This window comes from Nocardia sp. NPDC056952, from assembly GCF_042674185.1.
Lineage (GTDB): Bacteria > Actinomycetota > Actinomycetes > Mycobacteriales > Mycobacteriaceae > Nocardia.
This window is the reverse complement of the sequence record NZ_JBHURA010000004.1, coordinates 308,969-325,902: the sequence shown is the minus strand read 5'-3', so window position 1 is coordinate 325,902 and position 16,934 is coordinate 308,969. Positions and strand designations below refer to the sequence as shown.

Sequence of the window (16,934 nt, the reverse complement as noted above, 5' to 3'; positions counted from 1 at the left end):
AATCCTGGCATGCTGGAAGCATGAAGATTGTCCAGTTGATCTTGAACGTGCTCTGGGTGGTGCTGTGCGGGTTCTGGATGGCGCTGGGGTACCTACTCGCGGCACTGATCTGTTTCATCCTGATCGTCACCATCCCGTTCGGGATCGCCTCGCTACGCCTGGCCGGGTACGTGCTGTGGCCGTTCGGCCGCACCGTCGTCGACAAACCCGGTGCGGGCGCGGGCTCGCTGATCGGCAATGTGATCTGGTTCGTCTTCGCGGGCTGGTGGCTGGCGCTGGGCCATGTGTTCACCAGCATCGCGCTGGCGGTGACGATCATCGGTCTGCCGTTCGCCTGGGCGAATCTCAAGCTGGTGCCGCTGTCACTGTTCCCGCTCGGCCATGACGTGGTGTCGGCCGACGCGGCGCGCCAATCGAGCTGATCACTCCGATTCGGCGACGATCTGGTTCATGATGCCGACGGCTTCCCCGAGCACCGCGATCTGCTCGGGGCGCAGTCCGGCGAGCTGACCGGTCATCCATACCTCGCGCGCAGTGGTCTCGTCGGCGATCAGCGCGCGACCGGCGGGCGAGAGCGAGACGATGATCTGCCTGCCGTCGGTCGGGTGCGGGCGGCGCTGGACCAGGGCGAGGTCGGCGAGCGAGGCGATGACACGGGTCATCGACGGCGGTTGAACGCGTTCTTTGCCTGCCAGCGCGCCGGGCGTCATCGCGCCATCACGAGCCAGCGTCGCCAGAGCCGACAGCTGAGTAAGCGAGATCTGCGCATCGGAACGGCGTCCGCGCAGGTGTCTCGTGAGCCGCACGACGGCCAGTGATAGGTCACCGGCCAGGGCACGGACGTCCGATGGCGTTGTCACAGTGCAGAACTCTACGGTAAATCCGGCTGGGCTGACGGGTTTCACACGGCTACTGTTTGGGTATGGACGCCGGACCTGTCAGTCCCGAGATACCTCAACTGCCCAGAATCCTGGTCGACCCACGCCCCGTGGTGCTGGGTGGCTTCGCCCTGTGGGTCATCGCGACCGTGGTCGTGTGGATGAACGCGAGCTGGGCAGATGCCCGCCCGGTGTGCCTGATGGGGCTCGTGGTGGGCGTGCTGGGGTCGTCGATCTTCCTGTTGCAGCGGCGTTCCGCGCGGCGCGGTGACAAGGGCGCCCAGGTGGGCCTCGACACCGACTAGCTCACCGCGAATTCGTCGCTGGTCCCGACAACCGGGCGAAGCGTGCCGTCGGCGCCCAGCGCGTCGGCGTAGTGCACGAATCGGTGCGCACCGGGTTCGGCCGTCGCGGGGATGTCCCAGGTGAAGCGGGCGATCGAGACCGAGGCGCCCGCTACGCGCCAGTGGAAACGGACGTCCCATTCACCTTCGTTGGCCACCCGCTCCCAGCCCGCCGCGGTCTTTCGCTGCACGTGCAAGAAGGTGTCACCGCGGCGCGGATTGTGTTTCGGGTGGGCCGAGACGAACTCGACAGCCGCCTGTTCGCCGCGTCGGCAGGCTGACGGCTGGATCAGGACGTCACCGAAATTACGGCCGGGCGGGGTCGCGTCGGGCCCTGGCGCGGCGGCGAAGTTCGGTTGCAGCGCGGAGACATCGCGTGGCGCCGGCCCGCGCCCGACCGGCTGACCCGCGGCGAACGCCGCTGCCAGTCTGGTGAATTCCTGCACATACCCGCACAGCGTGTAGCGGCCGAACAGCGTCGAAGCGCCCTCGTACTGTTGCGAGTCGTACTCCTCGGGGGTGGTGACGTACTCGTGGTAGCTGTTCGAATAGCCCTGTAGCAGCACCTGTTCCAGCTCGACGCCGAGCACCGCCGCCACCGCGCGGCGCACGCGCAGCCCGGCGACGATCGTGAATTCCGCGCCCGCGGCGGCCAGATACAGGTCGCCGATGCGGATCAGCTGGATCGGCACCACATTCGGGACCCACGGTACGGGCGGCATCAGCCCGAGCGGGGCGAAGATCGCCTTGGGGGCCTGGGCATCGGCGAGCCAGGCGGGGTGCGGGTGGTCGATGCCGCCGAGGAAGTCGACCATCGGATTGCGCACCCCTTCGGGGATCGGGCCGCCGGGCAGGCCCGGGCCGTCCTCGACGCTGCCCGCCGCCAGGGAGACGCCCGCCGCGGCCGGGGAGGTGCGTCGCGGGGCGCCGTCGGGGGTGAAGCGGCCGTCGATCGTGAGTGCGGCGAGATCGATGTAGCACAGCATCGAGGCGACCTCGGCCTGCTGTGCGGCGGCCCGCGCCGCCGCCTCCTTCGCCGCGTGATGCTGGCGTTCGCCCAGAATCCTGGTGTTGTCGAACTCGTCGGTGGTCGGGCCGTTGCCGGGCGTGAGGCCGAGATTGGGCGACATATCACCGGCATTGGTCTGTGCGAACGCGGCGAGGAAGCCGGCGCCGTCGAGGTGGCGGACCCCGTGCTCGAGGTGCTCGGCGGCGTAGCTCGCATAGCCCTTGTTATCGGAGCTGATCAGGCGGTTCGCGTTGGTCATCGAGGTGTTGTGGGTGGCGAACCAGGTGAGCGCGCCGACCTGACGACCCTGTCTGGCGAACACCAACGTGGTCACCGCGGGGTCGATCGCGTCGGGGAAGACCGCGCGATCGGCGGCCGGATTGCGCTCGAAGGCCACGCGCGAGCGGTTGACGCTGGCATCGTGGAGTTCTGCGCGCCCCAGGCTGATGGCGCCCGGCGCGAAGTCCGCGTCGGCCGCCACGATCGCCTCGACGATTCCGTCGACCTCGGCGTCGAAGACCTGCTGCTGAAATCCCAGCGTCGCCAGCGTGTAGGCGTAGTCGTGCGCGGAACCGCCACAACTGGCGTGGGTGTGCGTGGAGGTGAGAACGACATTCCGCTCGGAATACCGGTCACCGAAACGGCGGGCGAGCGCGAGCAGAACCGCGCCGTGTACCGAGGCGAACACCGCGCCGTTCTCCACCGCGACGAACGCGATCCGAAATCCGCGCGCACCGATCACGAACGCACGCGCGCGTGGGCGCAGATGAATTCCCGCTGTTGTCTGTTCGAGTTGGGAGTAGCCCATCATGCCGCATTCCGCGGCCGGGCCCGTGAGATCGGCACTGCCGAGCCCGAATTCGAATCCCTCGGGATTCGCGTGCGCGACCGGCATTCCCCTCTTCGAGATGATGGGCAGTGCCGTGGCACCCAGTGCCGAGGCAGCGAGCATGGTGCGGCGGGACAGGGACATCGGGCGACTCCTTCGCAACTTCCATTTCGGAGACAACCACATCAACTGGTCAAATGTCCAGGATTTTCTGGCGGACCGGCGAATTGACTGTTCGTGGCGTGAGCGCTTAACTCGCACAGTGTCCTCCCGATTGAGCGTCGAAGAACGACGAGCCCACCTGATCGAGGCAGCGATCGGTCTCGCCGAGAAAAAGGGCGTGGCGGGCGTGACCACGCGCGATGTCGCCCAAGCGGCAGGCGTCTCGCTAGGTGTGGTGCATTACTGTTTCGAAAACAAGGACGCGCTGATGACCGAGCTGGTCAAAGCGCTCTCGATGGAATTGCGCGATTCCGTCGATGCCGATGAAACGGTATGGGAAGACGCCGGAACAGGAAAAGAAGCACTTCAGAAATTGGTGCGCCGCGGTTTGGAACTGATGTGGCGCAACATCGAAGCCACTCCCGAACGGCAGTTGCTGACCTACGAGACCACCACCTACGCGCTGCGCGAAGGCGAATCGACGCCGGCCAAGCTGGCGATCGCCCGCGAGCAGTACGGGTTCAACGACAGCACCGTCGCCGATGTGATCAACCATTGCAGCGAGGCGACCGAGACGCGGTGGCACACGCCGGTGGCGACGCTGAGCCGGTTCATCCTCAATGTGATCGACGGGATCGTGCTGCGGTGGCTGGTCGACGACGACAGCGAGTCCGTGCAGGTTCAGCTCGATCTGCTCGCCGAGATGGTCGCCACGCACGCGGAATAGATCAGCCGCGCGGCGCCTGCACGTGGGTCACGTCGCCCTCGCACCACCAGGGGACGTGGACAGTGCCCGAGATCGCCCCGCGCAGATGCACTTCGAGGGTTTCGTGCAGCACCAGCTCGCCGGTGACATCCTGCCGCGACCACAGCTGACGCAGCACCACGCCCAAAGGCTCCGCCGCCCAGGTACTTCGGCGCCCGGTGCCGAGCACCTCGGCGCTGACCTCCTCCGAGACCAGCGGAAGGTCGAGCAGGGTGGCCAACGCCCCCGCGTGCGCGGTGTCGCCGACGACGAGGCGTTGCGGCGGAACCACCAATCCGAAGCACGGCTGGTCGAGAACCATGGCGGTACTCGCGTCGACGACGTCGCCGGACAGTGCGCGGATCCGCTCGGGGAGATCCAGTTCGCGCGGATCGAGGGCGCCGGAGGCGACCGCGGCGGCCAGACGGGCATTGGTTCGGGCGATCACCTCGGGGGCAGGGGATTTCGACGGATCGGCCAGTGCGTCGAGGAGTTCCTCGGCCAGCGCGGCGGACATGATGTCCGGGCGCACGAGAGCGGGGCGCAGCGCATCGAGGTCGGGACCTTCGATGCCGACAGCCGCGAATACCGGCAGAAGTCCGTCGAATTCGTTGTCGTCGGGGTGGTGGAGCCGACCCAGCGGAATGCCGTCGATATGGGCGTGGCGGTGTAACCACCAGGTGGTGTAGCCGTCGCGATCGGCTAGCAGGGCGCGGGTACGCGGCTCGGACAGCAAGTGGCGCAGCGCTTCCGGCCAGCGGTCTTCGTCGACCAGGTCGAGGTCGCGGACCGCGACGAGCTCGCGGGGATCTTCGGAAAGGCTGTCCCACCAGGACTGTTCGTCGTCGAGGTCGTGGTCGGGACCGATCGGTTCCGGATCGGTGAGCACCGCGAAACCCCAGCCGACACCGATCGCGCGCAAGGCTTGCTCGCCGTACTCGGCGACGGCAGCGTCGGCGATGGTGCCGAAGGGGGCGTCGGATGCCAGCACTTCGGCGAGCGGGGCGCCGGGCAGCAGCAGTTCGTCGGCGGGGCTCAGCTCACCTGTTTCGTCGGGCAATTCGAGCAGGCCGAGCCAGTCGGGCAGCGAGCCATGGGAGGCGAAGGGAGCCAGCTGGAGCACCGCGGCGACCGTGTCCGGGTCGGCCGGATCGTGCTCGAGCAGGTCGCGCAGGGCCGGATCGGTGAGCAGGTCATCCGAACTCGCGCTGCGGGCCCCCAGCCGACCGAGGAGCGGGTGCGTGGCGTCCGGGTGCACCAGGCGCGCCCAGTGCACCGGTACGGCCACCGTGAGCTGATCGTCGAGCACTACGGTCCGTGGCCCGGTGACCAGCCGCCCGTCGGTCAGCGGCACGGCCAGCGCGCCGAATTCCTCGGCGGTTCGGGTATCGACGACGAACGGTTCCAGGGCGGCGTAGAACCGCCGCCACCAGCGTGGTTCACGTTCCAGTCCGCTCGACCGCTCGGCCACCGCGGCCGGGCCGAGCCGATGGACATCGAGGACCGCCAGCTTGTCCTGACCGGCACGGCCCGACAGCTCCGGAATCACCAGCGGTCCGGTGATCTCGGCGAGGAACGCGGCCAATTCCGGCGTGAGGTCGGGAAATACGCTCGCGCGGGTCGGCGTGCTGCACGGCGAGTCCGCTGCGACCGGTTCGTAGGTGGACTCCTCCGGCGCGAAAGGATCGCTGTGCGGTGCGGATTCGCCCGAGGTGAGATGGGATCCGTCGTCGCCGGTCGCTTCGGCATCCTCGGATGCGAAGAGAGCCGCTAGATCCGGGAGGTCGTTCGAGGCCGACGTGCCGGGCCCTGATCGCGGCGCGACGCTGTGGCCGGATGTGCCGGACTCCTCCGATGCGAAGAGGTCCCCGAGGTCGGGAGCACTGTTCTGTGCGGCGTCATAGGTGCCGAATTGTCCGGGCAGGTGCAGATTCTCGGACGAAGTCGGTGAGTCGGACCCCGTGAAGTCCGACGGATCGGCTGTGGTGTGGTCGCGCGTGGCGCACACCGGGAGCCAGGAGTTGGTACGAAGCTCGGCGATGACGGCTTCGCGCAGGATCGCGTCCGCTTCGCTGCGGGCGAAGCCGGGCGTGGGGACCAGGACGAGGCGGTCCCGGGGCGGCAGCGCGCGGGCGAAATCCGCGTATCCGGAGGCCAATTCGGTGATGCGGGCGCCGGGAAGGAGGCGGCGGCGGTCGGGCTGCATCGGGATATCGGCGACCAGGATCGCGGGGAGCGAGAGTTCCTCGTCGGATCGAGTGGGGGCGCGCAGGACATCCGGGGCAGTCGCGACGGGGCGGCCGTGGCGGAGTGGGAGTAGCCAGCGGGCTCTGGGAGTGCGGTACTGCCACCACGCTCGGCGTGCGCCGGACGGGAGGGTGATCGTCAGCTGGGAGAGCGTGCCGGGGTGGTCGGCGGCGGACAGGTTCGCGTCGAGCTCGTCCGCGGCGTCCGGTCCGTCGGCTGCGGCTGTGCCGACGGTGGCGGGAACAGCGGCCCGGGCGGCATCGGGACGAACGGCGTCGGTGGCTCGAGTGTTGGCGAGAATCTGTACCGCGCTGGTGAATTGGTCGGTATCGATTCGGATGCGCTGGAGGGCCGGTAGTTCCAGGAGGAGGTCGGGAGCCTCGGCTCGCATGGCGTCGAGGAGGGCTTCGGGGTCGATGTCGTCGCGCAGGTGTACGACGATTTCGGTGTCGGTGCCTGCGAGTGGGGTGGTCGGCACCGGCCAGGCCAGGCGCAGGACCGGGGGCGCGATCGTGGTGAGGTCGTCGGGGATGCCGATGCCGGTGTCGTGCAAGGCGTTCAGCGTGGCGACACGGGAGAAGCGCAGCGATCCGGTCGTCGATCGGACCTCGATCTCGTCACCGACGGACCGCACCGCGGTGAAGCCGACACCGAAACGACCGACCTGGGCGGCGCCCGCCTTTCCCGAGGCACGCAGTGCCGTCAGCGCGTGCACACCGGAAACACTCAGCGGCGCACCGGTATTCGCGACGTGGAGCCGACCGTCCAGTACCCGCACGATCAGCTCGCCCGCGACACCGGCCTTCGCCGCGGCGTCGGCCGCGTTCTGCGCGAGCTCGGTGAGCAGCCGATCCCGGTAGCCCGCGGCCACCAGATCCGCCTCGCTGGCACTGTCCTCGCGTAACCGCGTCGGCGAATCCCGCCACGCGGCAAGCACTCCGGCCCGCAGCTCCGCGGTACCGAACGGGTCACCCGCTCCGTTCAGCGCGACACCGACGATCCGTGCTCGCTCAGATCAGCCGACTCCGCCGCTTCGCCGGAACCCGCATCGCCCGACACCGCGGCCTCGCCTTCAGCGGGAGCCTCCGGGCCCGACACCGCGGCCTCGCCCTCGACGGAACCCTCAGCGCCCGACACAACCTCGGCGGCAGCTGCAGCCTCCGCGTCCGCGTCGGCAGCAGTCGCTACCTCGTCCGACGCGCCCGAAGAGCTCTCGACATCCGCAGCGGCCGAGGTCTCAGCGGTGGCCGATTCGTCGCCGACGGTGAGTTCGGCCTCGACGACGGGTTCGGCCGAAGCAGTCTCGGCGGGGACCCCGGTATCCGAGGCGATTTCGGCGGTGACGACCTCATCGGCCGACTCCGGCAGGGCGCCCTCGGCGAGCGCGGAACGCTCAGCGTCCGCGGCGGCGACGGCTTCGGCCTCGGCGGTTTCCTGCCGGTCGCCTGCCCGCTCCGCCGCGGCCTCGCCGACCTCGGTCAACGAGTCCGCGGAACTCGGCTCGGTCTCGGTGTCCGAGGTCGGCGGGACAGCGGCGACCGTTACGGCCGCGACCTCCACGACCTCGATCGCCGGGTCGGCGGACGTCTCGGCGACAACCTCCACGACCGCCGTCGTGGAGTCGGCGTCAGCAGGCTCGGTCGCGGCCTCTGTTGCCGAGTCCGCGGTAGCGGTCTGGGACGTGGCCTTGTCGATCGCGTCCTCGACAGCCGGGCGGACGATCTCGACGAAATCCACCGCGTGGTCGTCGAATGCCTCGTACAGCGGGGATCCGTTGCCGCTGGGGGCCACCACGTCGGAGTGGGCGCCGCAGCCGTATTCGATGTGGACGACGTGGCCGTCGGCACCCATCGCGTTGCCGCAGACACCGAAGGACTCGCGCAGGGCGCCGGCCAGCGGCAGGTAGAAGCCGCACATGCCGCAGGTGCCGGGGGCGGCCTTCGCCATCTCGGTGTCGGGGCCGAACTCGGTGAACCAGCGCTGGGCGGCGTCGGCGCGGCCTTCGAGGCTGAGCACCTGGACACGGCCGAGGCCGACCTCGCGGGCCACCTCGTCGATCACCGGATCGCCGGTGGCGACGTAGCCGGGAACGAGACGGGGGTCGTCGGCGGGGGCGGCGAGCAGGTCGCCGGGGCCGAGGTCGCCGGGGCGGACCCGCTGCTCCCACGGGACGAAATCGGGGGCGATCAGGGCGTCGAGGGCAGGCAGCAACGCCGACTCGCTCACCGTCGCGTGGTCGGCGCCGGGAGGCGCGGCGACCACGACGGCCCACTGCCAGCCGCGGTAGCCGGGCAGGGTCGCCTCGAACCGGTGGGTGGCCGCGGTGTCGTCCTCGGCGCTCACCCCCAGATGGACTCCTACCCCGTCGGGTTCCAACGCGACGAGCGCACGACGTGCGACCTCGGCCGCGTCGGCCAGAACGGGACGCACGCCGGACTCCGAAACAGATACTGCGCTCACGGCATACATTTTGCCGTATGAAGTGCAATCGCAGTTCGTTGGCCGTCGCAGTGCTGGTCAGTGTGCTCGGCGCGGGGGCCTGTAGCGGTCCCGAGGAGCCCGGACCGACGCGGTTGCGAGTCGAGGTGATCGGCTCGTCACCGCACGATCCGCAGGCCTTCACCCAGGGCCTGGAAGTGGTCGACGGCGTCCGCTACGAGAGCACCGGAATGTGGGGCGTGTCGTCCGCGCGGGCCGCCGACCAGCGCACGGGCGCCGAAACAGCGCGCGTCGAGCTGCCCGGTCGCGTGTTCGGCGAGGGCATCACCAGGGCGGGCGCGATCGTGTGGCAGCTGACCTGGCAGGACGGTTTCGCCATCGCCCGCGACCCGGTCACCCTGGCCGAGACCGGTCGCGCCGACTATCAGGGTGAGGGCTGGGGATTGTGCGCACAGCCACAGCGGCTGGTGATGAGCGACGGCACCGGCACGCTCACCTTCCGCGACCCGGTGACCTTCGCGCAGACCGGTTCGGTGACGCTGTCGGGCTACCGCGATCCGAAGCCGAACGAATTGGACTGCGCGGACGACGGCACGGTCTACGCGAACAACTACCCGACGGACGAGATTCTGCGCATCGATCCCGAGACCGGCCGGATTCTCGCCGTCATCGAGGCGGGCGGACTGCTCACCCCCGCCGAACGGGCGGGCACCGATGTGCTCAACGGCATCGCTCACCTGCCCGGCACCGATCGGTTCCTGCTGACCGGCAAGTACTGGCCGCGCATGTTCGAAGTGCGTTTCGTCGGGAAATAACCCCGATGTGGCCGACATTGCCGCGGCGCGAGTGAACACGCGCCGCCCGAGTGCGACAGAATTGGACTTGTGACTACGCCCCGCGATCCATCCGGTCCTGACCGTGGTCGCCGGGACGGTACTGCCGCCGACCCACACCCCGGCTACGGGCAGTACCCGCCGCGCGCACCGCGCAAGGTCTTCCCCCGGCCCGAACGGCCGCTGCCCGCCGAGCCGCCGACGGTCCGGTCGAAAAGCCTGTTCCGGCGCCACCGCCCCGTCGACCCGGCTGCCCCGACCACGCCCGTGCCGAACGCGGCACCCGCCGGGCGCACACCGGACGACTATCCGCAGCGCCGGCCACCCTTCGACGACCGGGGCCGACCGGCCGCACCACGCGCCGAGCAATGGCGCGCCGACCACCCCGGGGACGACTCCGGCCCGGCGGGGACCCGTCCCTTTCCTCGCGACGAAGGCGTCGACGACCAGGTCGACCAGCGCGTCCCCCGGAAACTCACCGTCACCCGCGTAGCCGCCATGCGCAGCCGCGAACTCACCGAACGCGGCATCGCCACCTTCCAGCGCGCCGCCAAGGCCGACGGCGCCGACCAGTCCGGCCTGACCGCGCTCACCTACGCCACCATGGCGAACTTCGCGCTCGACGCCGCGATCGCGGTGGCCCTGGCCAACACCCTGTTCTTCGCCAGCGCCACCGCCGAATCCAAAACCAAGGTCGCTCTGTACCTGCTGATCACCATCGCGCCGTTCGCGCTGATCGCGCCGCTGATCGGCCCGCTGCTCGACCGGCTGCAACGCGGTCGCAGGCTCGCGCTGGCGACGACCTTCGGCCTGCGCGCGGGCTTCGCGCTGCTGTTGATCTTCAACATCGACACCTGGGGCCTGTATCCGCTGGCGCTGTGCATGATGGTCGGTTCGAAATCCTTCGCCGTGCTCAAGAGCGCGGTGACGCCACGCGTGCTCCCACCGGATATCGACCTGGTGCGCACCAATTCCCGGCTGACCGTGTTCGGTCTGGTCGGCGGCACCATCGGCGCGGGCGCCCTGGCCGCGCTCACCGCCCTGATCGCGGGTTCCACCGGCGCGTTGATCTTCGCCACCGGCATCGCCGTCGCGGGGGTGTTCCTCAGCTTGCGGATTCCGCGCTGGGTCGAGGTGACCGAGGGAGAGGTCCCCGCGACGCTGACCTACCACGGCCCCGACGCGCACACCGAGGTCATCCACCGCGGCGAGCAGTCCGCGGTGCCGCCGCGCAAACGGCGTCAGCCGCTGGGCCGAGCCGTAGTGACCGGCCTGTGGGGCAACAGTTCGATTCGCGTGCTCACCGGCTTCCTCACCTTCTACATCGCCTTCGTCGCCAAGGGTTCGGGCGGCAGTCCCAGCGAACAGGCGGCGATGCTCGGTCTGGTCGGCGCCGCGGCGGCCATCGGCAACTTCGGCGGCAACGCGACCGGCGCCCGGCTGCAATTGGGCAGGCCGTCGCCGGTGGTCCTCGGCTGCACCGGCGCGTGCGCGGTGGTCGCGCTGTTCGCAGCGTTCACCGGGAATCTGTTCGGCGCCGCCGTAGCCGCACTGGTGGCCTCCGCGGCCAGCGCGCTCGCGAAGGTCTCCCTCGATGCCGCCATCCAGGACGACCTCCCACCGGAATCGATCGCGTCCGGGTTCGGCCGCTCGGAGACCGTGCTGCAACTGAGCTGGGTCGTCGGCGGGGCGGCCGGTGTGCTGATGCCGATCGAATACTGGAAGGGTTTCGCCTTGATCAGCGTGATCCTGCTGGCCGGACTGCTCCAGACGTTCGTCAGCTATACCGGGCACTCGCTGCTGCCGGGCCTTGGCGGCAATCGCCCCCAGCACGTCGAGCAGGAAGTGCCCAACACCCATCCGAGAGGGACAGGAGACCCCACCTGGTGAGCAAGCTCAACGCTCGAACGATCGTCGCGCTGGTCGCGGCCGGACTGTTCGCGGTCATCGCGGTGACCGCGGTGTGGGTGGGGGTGGCGGTATCGAAGGCGCCCGCGCACACCCCGCAGCTCACCGCGTACGCGCACGGCACGACCATCACGGTCGACCCGTTCATGTACTGCACGGTGCGGATGGAGAATTGCCGGTACGGCGAGACCACGCCGCTGGAGGTCCCCGCCGGTGACCCCGTACAGCTCTCGCTGCCCGACGCGGTCGCCGAATCTCCCTGGCTCATCCAGCTGATCTACCAGCGCCCCAGCGGCGAGCAGCTGGACCGGGTGCTCAGCTTCGCCGACTACCCGGACCGCGCCAGGGCTCTCACCATCGAGTCGAAGCCGGAACCGGACCTGCGCCTGATCGGCATCGAGGTGCAGCTGCCGATTTTGGCCCGTGACATCGCCACCGGGCAGGAAAGCTACATCCCGCACGCCGCCTGGTCGATCGTCACGCCCGAGCCCGAACCTCGCGAGTCCTGAGCCAGAAACGCGACCGGCCCCGAACGACATTCGTTCGGGGCCGGTTGCGCGAAAACCTCAGTGATCGAGTTCGCGAGCCACGGCCCGCACGACCTCGGAAATACGCTGGGACATCTTGCGATCCGGGTACTTACCCCGCCGCAGATCCGGCTGCACAGTGCTCTCCAGCAGCGTGATCATGTCCTCGACCAGGCCGTGCAGTTCGTCGGGCGACTTGCGCGGCCCGGCGTCCTTGCGCGCGGGCGCCTGCCCACGGTCACGATCGCGGGCGACGGTCGGCGGCGCCTCGAGCACCGTCACGCTGAGCGCCTGCGGCCCACGGCGACCGGCGGCCATGCCGAATTCGACACGCTGTCCGGGCTTGAGTCCCTCGACGCCCTCGGGCAGCGCGGACGAGCGGACATAGACGTCCTCGCCCTCGTCTTGAGACAGGAAGCCGAAGCCCTTCTCGACGTCGTACCACTTCACCCGGCCGGTCGGCACTGCGCTCACCCGTTCATCATTCGGCACCCGAACCCTTGTGGCCCGGGTTACACAATCTTGCTTGTCGCGAAAAGAACGCGCCCCCCAACAAGGCGGGACGCGATGTGCTGCGAGTCTACCCCGGTGGCTATATCGCGAGCACATCAGTTTTACGGTTCATCGGTGACGAACTCACCAGATCCGGCCTCGCCCGGTCCGCGACGCTCCGGCGATCGCCTGCTGCACGTGGCCCTCGTCCTGTTCGGTATCGGAATTCTGGCGGTGGTCGCGATCTTCGTGACGCCGATCGTGTCCGACAGCGATCCGGGGCTGTGGCTCTACAGCCTGGCGATGCTCGCACCCGTCGGCTTCCTGCTCGCGCTGGTTTTCGCGTTGTGGTCGGGCCGACGCGCGCGTTGACGCGTCAACCGAATACCCCACCGAATATCATCCAGCCAAACATGTGACCTTCGTCACATAACGGCGCGGTCACGAAGTGAGCGCACAGCTGTCGCGCACATTCGGCACCGCGACTACCTGCGCGGACACATCAGGGATCACCCTGAGACGACCCCGAGACCCACCGGGACCCGCCGGTTACCAAATAGTGACATTCGCCGCTGACCGTCGTACCGTTTCTCTCAGCCGGGGTAACCCCCGGAACCACCGGCCCGCCGCACCGAACCTCACCCCGCGGGTACCGGACCCCGATTGGAAACAAGGGATGAGGGCGGACCGGGAGACCTCTCAGTCCGGGCCACATGCAGGTGCGAACGAGAGGAAGAAACCCGATATGAGTGGACGCCACCGCAAGCCGACTTCCACCGGGCGCACTGCTGCCAAGGTCGCCGTCACCGGCGCGATCTTCGGCACCGCAGCCGCTGCCCTCGCAGGAAACGCCAGCGCGGCCCCTGACTCCGACTGGGATCGCCTCGCACAGTGTGAAGCCGGCGGCAACTGGGGCATCAACACCGGCAACGGTTTTCAGGGTGGGCTGCAGTTCTCGCCCTCCACCTGGACCGCACACGGCGGTGGCGAGTACGCCGCCTCCGCCAACCAGGCCACCCGCGAACAGCAGATCGTGGTCGCCGAAAAGGTTCTCGCTTCCCAGGGCTGGGGCGCTTGGCCGTCCTGCTCCTCGCAGCTGGGTCTGAGCAGCGGACCGTCCGAGCGTGTCGCTCCCTCGGCGCCGAGCTGGGCTCCGCAGGTCAACGTGCCGCAGGTCCAGGATCCGAGCCAGGAAGTGTTCTCGGCCGTCGACCGCGCACTCACCGTCGTGCAGCAGCAGGGCATCGCCGTGCCGCAGCAGGCTCTCGACTTCGTCAACTCCGCCAAGGGTTCTCAGCTGGACCCGGCCGTGATCGACTTCTTCCAGGCGAACAAGGGTCTGCTGCCCTCCTGATCGCCCGCATACACAACAAGAGCCCGCATCCTCGAGGATGCGGGCTCTTGTTTTTCTCGTCCGAATTACACCCGGTTGATGGTGGTCTGAGGGTGTACGTACGGCAGCGTCGCGGCCGGGACGGGAAACTCGGTGTCCTCACCGAAAGGCGAGAGATTACCGGCGCGGGTCGACGACAGTTCGGTCACGGCGTGCTCGCCGTCGGCCACCTCGGGCCAGCCGTTGTCGACGTAGGGTTTCTTCGATTTGTTCACCACCGGCTCATTCTGGCATACCCAACCACGTAGGCTCGATCGGTGATCGCGACAGACTCTCTCGCCGATTGGCTCGGTGCGCGCACCGATGCCCAGCTGGTGAAATTGCTGCAGTTGCGGCCGGACCTGGCGGTACCGCTGCCCGCGTCGATGTCGGTGCTCGCCGTGCGCGCTCAGCAGCGCGCATCGGTGTTGCGTGCCGCCGACGATCTGGACACCCTCGAGTTCGCGATCATCGAGGCGCTGACGGCCAATGAGGACGCCCGCACGATCGGCGCCGAACTCACGCCGCTGACTCGCACCACCCTGCACGCGCAGCTCAAGGATCGCGTCACCAAGACCGCGTTCACCACCGCGCTGACCCGCCTGCTCGACCGCGCCCTCGTGTGGCAGGTCGGCGACCACCTCGACCTGACACCCAGCGCCGCCGAAGCCCTGCCCTGGCCGCTTGGCGCGACGACAGCGCTCCCCGACGCGCTCACCGAGCCCGAGGTATCGGCCGCGCTGGCCAGGGTGAGCCCGCCCGAACGCGCGCTGCTGGACAAACTCGCCACCACCGGGCCCCGAGGCCGTACCAGGGACGCCGCCCCCGGCACCGATCCCGACCGGCCCGTGCCGCGCCTGCTCGCCGCCCGGCTGCTGCACCGGATCGACGACGAGACCGTGGAGTTGCCCGTCACCGTGGGCCAGATCCTGCGCGGCGAACCCGTCACCGACCCGCACGCGCTCGCCCCACCCAAACCCGCCCTCGGCAAGAACGCCGCCACCGAGGTGAACGCCGTCGGCGCGGGTGAGGTCGGCGAACTGCTGCGCGACGCGGGCGACCTGATCGACGCGCTCGGCGCGCTGCCCGCCCCCGCCCTGCGCGCGGGCGGACTCGGCGTGCGCGAACTGCGCAGGCTGGCCAAGCAGACCGGCATCGACGAGCAACGCACCGGCCTGCTGCTCGAATTGCTGGCCGCCGCGAAACTCGTCGAGAAGGGCCTGCCAGAACCGACCCCCGACCTCGACTCCACCGACGACTTCTGGGCCCCGACGCCCGCCGCGGATTCCTGGCTCGACGCCCCGCCCGCGACCCGCTGGGTGACACTCGCGCAGGCGTGGCTGGAGCTGGATCGGATGCCGTGGATGATCGGCCTGCGCGATGCCGCGGACAAGCCGATCGCGGCCCTGTCGGCGGAGCTGCGCGTGCCCCACGCGGTGCGCGATCGTGCGGCGATCCTCGGCCTGCTCGCCGAGTATCCGACCGGCACCGCGGTGACTCCCGCCGATATCGGCAAACTGCTGGCTTGGCGAATGCCGCGCCGGCGCAGGCACTTCCGCCTCGATGCCGTCACCGCGACCCTCGCCGAGGCGGCGGTCGTCGGCCTGCTCGGCCGTGGTGCCCTCGACTCGGCGGGCCGGGCCCTGCTGCACGGTTCTGTCGCCGACGCCGAATCGGAAATGGCCGCGGCGCTGCCGAAACCGGTCGACCACGTCCTGGTCCAAGCCGATCTCACGGTGATCGCCCCCGGCCCGCTGGTACCGGAACTGCGCGCCAAGATCGGCCTGGTCGCCGATGTCGAATCAGCGGGCGCGGCAACGGTGTACCGGGTCAGCGACGCCACGGTCCGCCGCGCGCTCGACGCCGGCCTCACCGCCGCCGAACTGCACGCGTTGTTCGCCACCCACTCCCGCACCCCCGTGCCACAGTCGCTGACCTACCTCATCGACGACGTGGCCCGCCGCCACGGCCAGCTCCGGGTCGGCATGGCCCAGTCGTTCCTGCGCAGCGACGACCCGGCGCTGCTGGCCCAGGTCCTCGCCGCTCCCGTGGCCGAAACCCTGGCGCTGCGCGCAATCGCCCCCACCGTGGCGATTGCGCTGGCGCCCCTGGCCGAAATGCTCGACCAGCTCCGCAAAGCGGGCTTCGCCCCCGCGGGCGAGGATTCCGGCGGCGCCATCGTCGACCTGCGTCCTCGCGGCGCGCGGATTTCGGTCCGCCCGCTGGCCCGCAGGCCCTACCGCCCCACCCCGCCGAACGACGACCAGCTCGCCCAGCTGGTCACCGAACTCCGCGCGGGCGAACGCGCCGCGGGTGCCCGCACCGGTCGCTCGGTGCGCACCGACGGCACCCGCACCGGCACCGCGGCCACCCTCGCGCTGCTCCAGCTGGCGGCGAGAGTCGGCCGCCCGGTGAACATCGGCTACGTGGACGCCCAGGGCGTGGCCACCCAGCGGGTGGTCGAGCCGCTGCGGGTCGGCAACGGCCAACTGGACGCGGTGGACCCGGTGAGCGGGGCAACCCGCCATTTCACCCTCCACCGCATCGCGTCGGTGGCCCTGCTCGATTAGGGCTTGGCCATGCAGAAGGTCGTCTTCGGGTCGGGAACCGTCCGGAACTGCGTGGCGTCCGCGCCACACAGCAGTTCGTCGGTCTGCCCGTCGATCCGCTTGACCACCTTGAACGAAGCCTCGGCCGCCGTACAGTCGACCGACTCCGCGGGCCGCTTCCCCGCCTCCGCGTAGCAGCTGCCCTCGGCGAAATTCGGCGCCAAGCACAGCGTGCTCTTCGCGTCCCCGACCGTGCCGTTGAACGCGGCGTTGTCGGCGGCGCAGTCCGCCCCGACCTTCACGATCCGGTAGTTCGACTTCGCCGACGAGCAGTCACCGACCGTCGCCTTCATCGCGTCGGCAGCGTTGTCACTGACCTCCACGCACGACCCCACCGCGACAGCACCGGCCGACGACGAATCATCGGAGGAGCACGAAACCACCGCTCCGACCAGGGCCATCGCGGCCACCGGCCCGAGCACGATCCGCGCCAACAGCCGCTTCTCCGGGAAAATCACTGAAAACCTCACTCACCGAACGGTTCAGGGTGAACACAACCGCCGGTGACGATACCCAAGTGCCCCGCGCCCGCGCTCCCCC

General features: G+C 69.4%; 16 protein-coding genes. 9 read left to right on the top strand and 7 right to left on the bottom strand.

The features are described 5' to 3' along the window. Positions 1-20: 20 nt before the first annotated feature. Positions 21-422 (top strand): YccF domain-containing protein, encoded by a 402-nt coding sequence (locus tag ACFTS5_RS17650; protein WP_378631982.1) that lies wholly within the window; start codon positions 21-23, stop codon positions 420-422. Here the strand turns inward: ACFTS5_RS17650 and ACFTS5_RS17645 are convergent, their stop codons facing one another. After that, positions 423-860 (bottom strand): MarR family winged helix-turn-helix transcriptional regulator, encoded by a 438-nt coding sequence (locus ACFTS5_RS17645; protein ID WP_378631979.1) that lies wholly within the window; start codon positions 858-860, stop codon positions 423-425. A gap of 62 nt (positions 861-922) precedes the next feature. Between ACFTS5_RS17645 and ACFTS5_RS17640 the strand changes: the two genes are divergently transcribed. Next, positions 923-1,183 (top strand): DUF2530 domain-containing protein, encoded by a 261-nt coding sequence (locus ACFTS5_RS17640; RefSeq protein WP_378631977.1) that lies wholly within the window; start codon positions 923-925, stop codon positions 1,181-1,183. Here ACFTS5_RS17640 and ACFTS5_RS17635 read toward each other — a convergent pair. Beyond that, entirely contained in the window at positions 1,180-3,204 is a 2,025-nt protein-coding gene (locus ACFTS5_RS17635) for a neutral/alkaline non-lysosomal ceramidase N-terminal domain-containing protein (protein WP_378631974.1), read from the bottom strand. The two genes, ACFTS5_RS17640 and ACFTS5_RS17635, sit on opposite strands and share 4 nt — an antisense overlap. Here ACFTS5_RS17635 and ACFTS5_RS17630 point away from each other — a divergent pair. After that, positions 3,182-3,949, top strand: a complete 768-nt coding sequence (locus ACFTS5_RS17630) for a TetR/AcrR family transcriptional regulator (protein WP_378631972.1) — start codon at positions 3,182-3,184, stop codon at positions 3,947-3,949. The two genes, ACFTS5_RS17635 and ACFTS5_RS17630, sit on opposite strands and share 23 nt — an antisense overlap. Before the next feature lies 1 nt (position 3,950). Here the strand turns inward: ACFTS5_RS17630 and ACFTS5_RS17625 are convergent, their stop codons facing one another. Both ACFTS5_RS17625 and ACFTS5_RS17620 read right to left on the bottom strand, forming a co-directional pair. Beyond that, positions 3,951-7,151: a sacsin N-terminal ATP-binding-like domain-containing protein gene (locus ACFTS5_RS17625; protein ID WP_378631969.1), complete on the bottom strand. Its 3,201-nt coding sequence runs from the start codon at positions 7,149-7,151 to the stop codon at positions 3,951-3,953. Between the two features lie 44 nt (positions 7,152-7,195). Beyond that, positions 7,196-8,674: a DUF3027 domain-containing protein gene (locus tag ACFTS5_RS17620; protein ID WP_378631966.1), complete on the bottom strand. Its 1,479-nt coding sequence runs from the start codon at positions 8,672-8,674 to the stop codon at positions 7,196-7,198. Between the two features lie 17 nt (positions 8,675-8,691). Here ACFTS5_RS17620 and ACFTS5_RS17615 point away from each other — a divergent pair, with 17 nt between their 5' ends. The 3 genes from ACFTS5_RS17615 to ACFTS5_RS17605 all read left to right on the top strand — a co-directional run bounded on the left by ACFTS5_RS17615 (position 8,692) and on the right by ACFTS5_RS17605 (position 11,903). After that, positions 8,692-9,468 (top strand): glutaminyl-peptide cyclotransferase, encoded by a 777-nt coding sequence (locus ACFTS5_RS17615; RefSeq protein ID WP_378631964.1) that lies wholly within the window; start codon positions 8,692-8,694, stop codon positions 9,466-9,468. 69 nt (positions 9,469-9,537) lie between these two features. After that, positions 9,538-11,376 carry an MFS transporter gene (locus ACFTS5_RS17610; RefSeq protein ID WP_378631961.1) on the top strand — a complete coding sequence of 613 codons (1,839 nt, stop codon included), beginning with the start codon at positions 9,538-9,540 and terminating at the stop codon, positions 11,374-11,376. Beyond that, the gene (locus tag ACFTS5_RS17605; protein ID WP_378631959.1) at positions 11,373-11,903 is read left to right on the top strand and encodes a DUF2771 domain-containing protein; all 531 of its coding nucleotides are present in this window, start codon (positions 11,373-11,375) and stop codon (positions 11,901-11,903) included. Before ACFTS5_RS17610 ends, ACFTS5_RS17605 begins: the two co-directional genes overlap by 4 nt. 57 nt (positions 11,904-11,960) lie before the next feature. Here the strand turns inward: ACFTS5_RS17605 and ACFTS5_RS17600 are convergent, their stop codons facing one another. After that, the gene (locus ACFTS5_RS17600) at positions 11,961-12,386 is read right to left on the bottom strand and encodes a cold-shock protein (RefSeq protein ID WP_358071059.1); all 426 of its coding nucleotides are present in this window, start codon (positions 12,384-12,386) and stop codon (positions 11,961-11,963) included. Between the two features lie 162 nt (positions 12,387-12,548). Between ACFTS5_RS17600 and ACFTS5_RS17595 the strand changes: the two genes are divergently transcribed. Together ACFTS5_RS17595 and ACFTS5_RS17590 are read left to right on the top strand one after the other, a co-directional pair. After that, positions 12,549-12,785 (top strand): hypothetical protein, encoded by a 237-nt coding sequence (locus ACFTS5_RS17595; RefSeq protein WP_378631956.1) that lies wholly within the window; start codon positions 12,549-12,551, stop codon positions 12,783-12,785. A gap of 373 nt (positions 12,786-13,158) precedes the next feature. Beyond that, positions 13,159-13,767 carry a transglycosylase family protein gene (locus ACFTS5_RS17590; protein WP_378631954.1) on the top strand — a complete coding sequence of 203 codons (609 nt, stop codon included), beginning with the start codon at positions 13,159-13,161 and terminating at the stop codon, positions 13,765-13,767. Between the two features lie 65 nt (positions 13,768-13,832). On the opposite strand, the gene ACFTS5_RS17585 is transcribed toward ACFTS5_RS17590, so the two are convergent. Continuing rightward, positions 13,833-14,024, bottom strand: coding sequence for a hypothetical protein (locus tag ACFTS5_RS17585; RefSeq protein WP_056818634.1), 192 nt, complete (start codon positions 14,022-14,024; stop codon positions 13,833-13,835). 39 nt (positions 14,025-14,063) lie between these two features. Here ACFTS5_RS17585 and ACFTS5_RS17580 point away from each other — a divergent pair, with 39 nt between their 5' ends. Then, positions 14,064-16,355, top strand: a complete 2,292-nt coding sequence (locus tag ACFTS5_RS17580) for a helicase-associated domain-containing protein (RefSeq protein WP_378631951.1) — start codon at positions 14,064-14,066, stop codon at positions 16,353-16,355. Here ACFTS5_RS17580 and ACFTS5_RS17575 read toward each other — a convergent pair. Next, positions 16,352-16,852, bottom strand: a complete 501-nt coding sequence (locus tag ACFTS5_RS17575; protein WP_378631949.1) for a hypothetical protein — start codon at positions 16,850-16,852, stop codon at positions 16,352-16,354. The two genes, ACFTS5_RS17580 and ACFTS5_RS17575, sit on opposite strands and share 4 nt — an antisense overlap. Between the last annotated feature and the right edge of the window lie 82 nt (positions 16,853-16,934).

Bases quoted from the DNA above. Each gene is read 5' to 3' on its own strand.
- ACFTS5_RS17590 (WP_378631954.1), top strand. From the start codon at position 13,159: ATGAGTGGACGCCACCGCAAGCCGACTTCCACCGGGCGCACTGCTGCC.
- ACFTS5_RS17650 (WP_378631982.1), top strand. From the start codon at position 21: ATGAAGATTGTCCAGTTGATCTTGAACGTGCTCTGGGTGGTGCTGTGC.
- ACFTS5_RS17630 (WP_378631972.1), top strand. From the start codon at position 3,182: ATGGTGCGGCGGGACAGGGACATCGGGCGACTCCTTCGCAACTTCCAT.
- ACFTS5_RS17615 (WP_378631964.1), top strand. From the start codon at position 8,692: ATGAAGTGCAATCGCAGTTCGTTGGCCGTCGCAGTGCTGGTCAGTGTG.
- ACFTS5_RS17640 (WP_378631977.1), top strand. From the start codon at position 923: ATGGACGCCGGACCTGTCAGTCCCGAGATACCTCAACTGCCCAGAATC.
- ACFTS5_RS17635 (WP_378631974.1), bottom strand. From the start codon at position 3,204: ATGTCCCTGTCCCGCCGCACCATGCTCGCTGCCTCGGCACTGGGTGCC.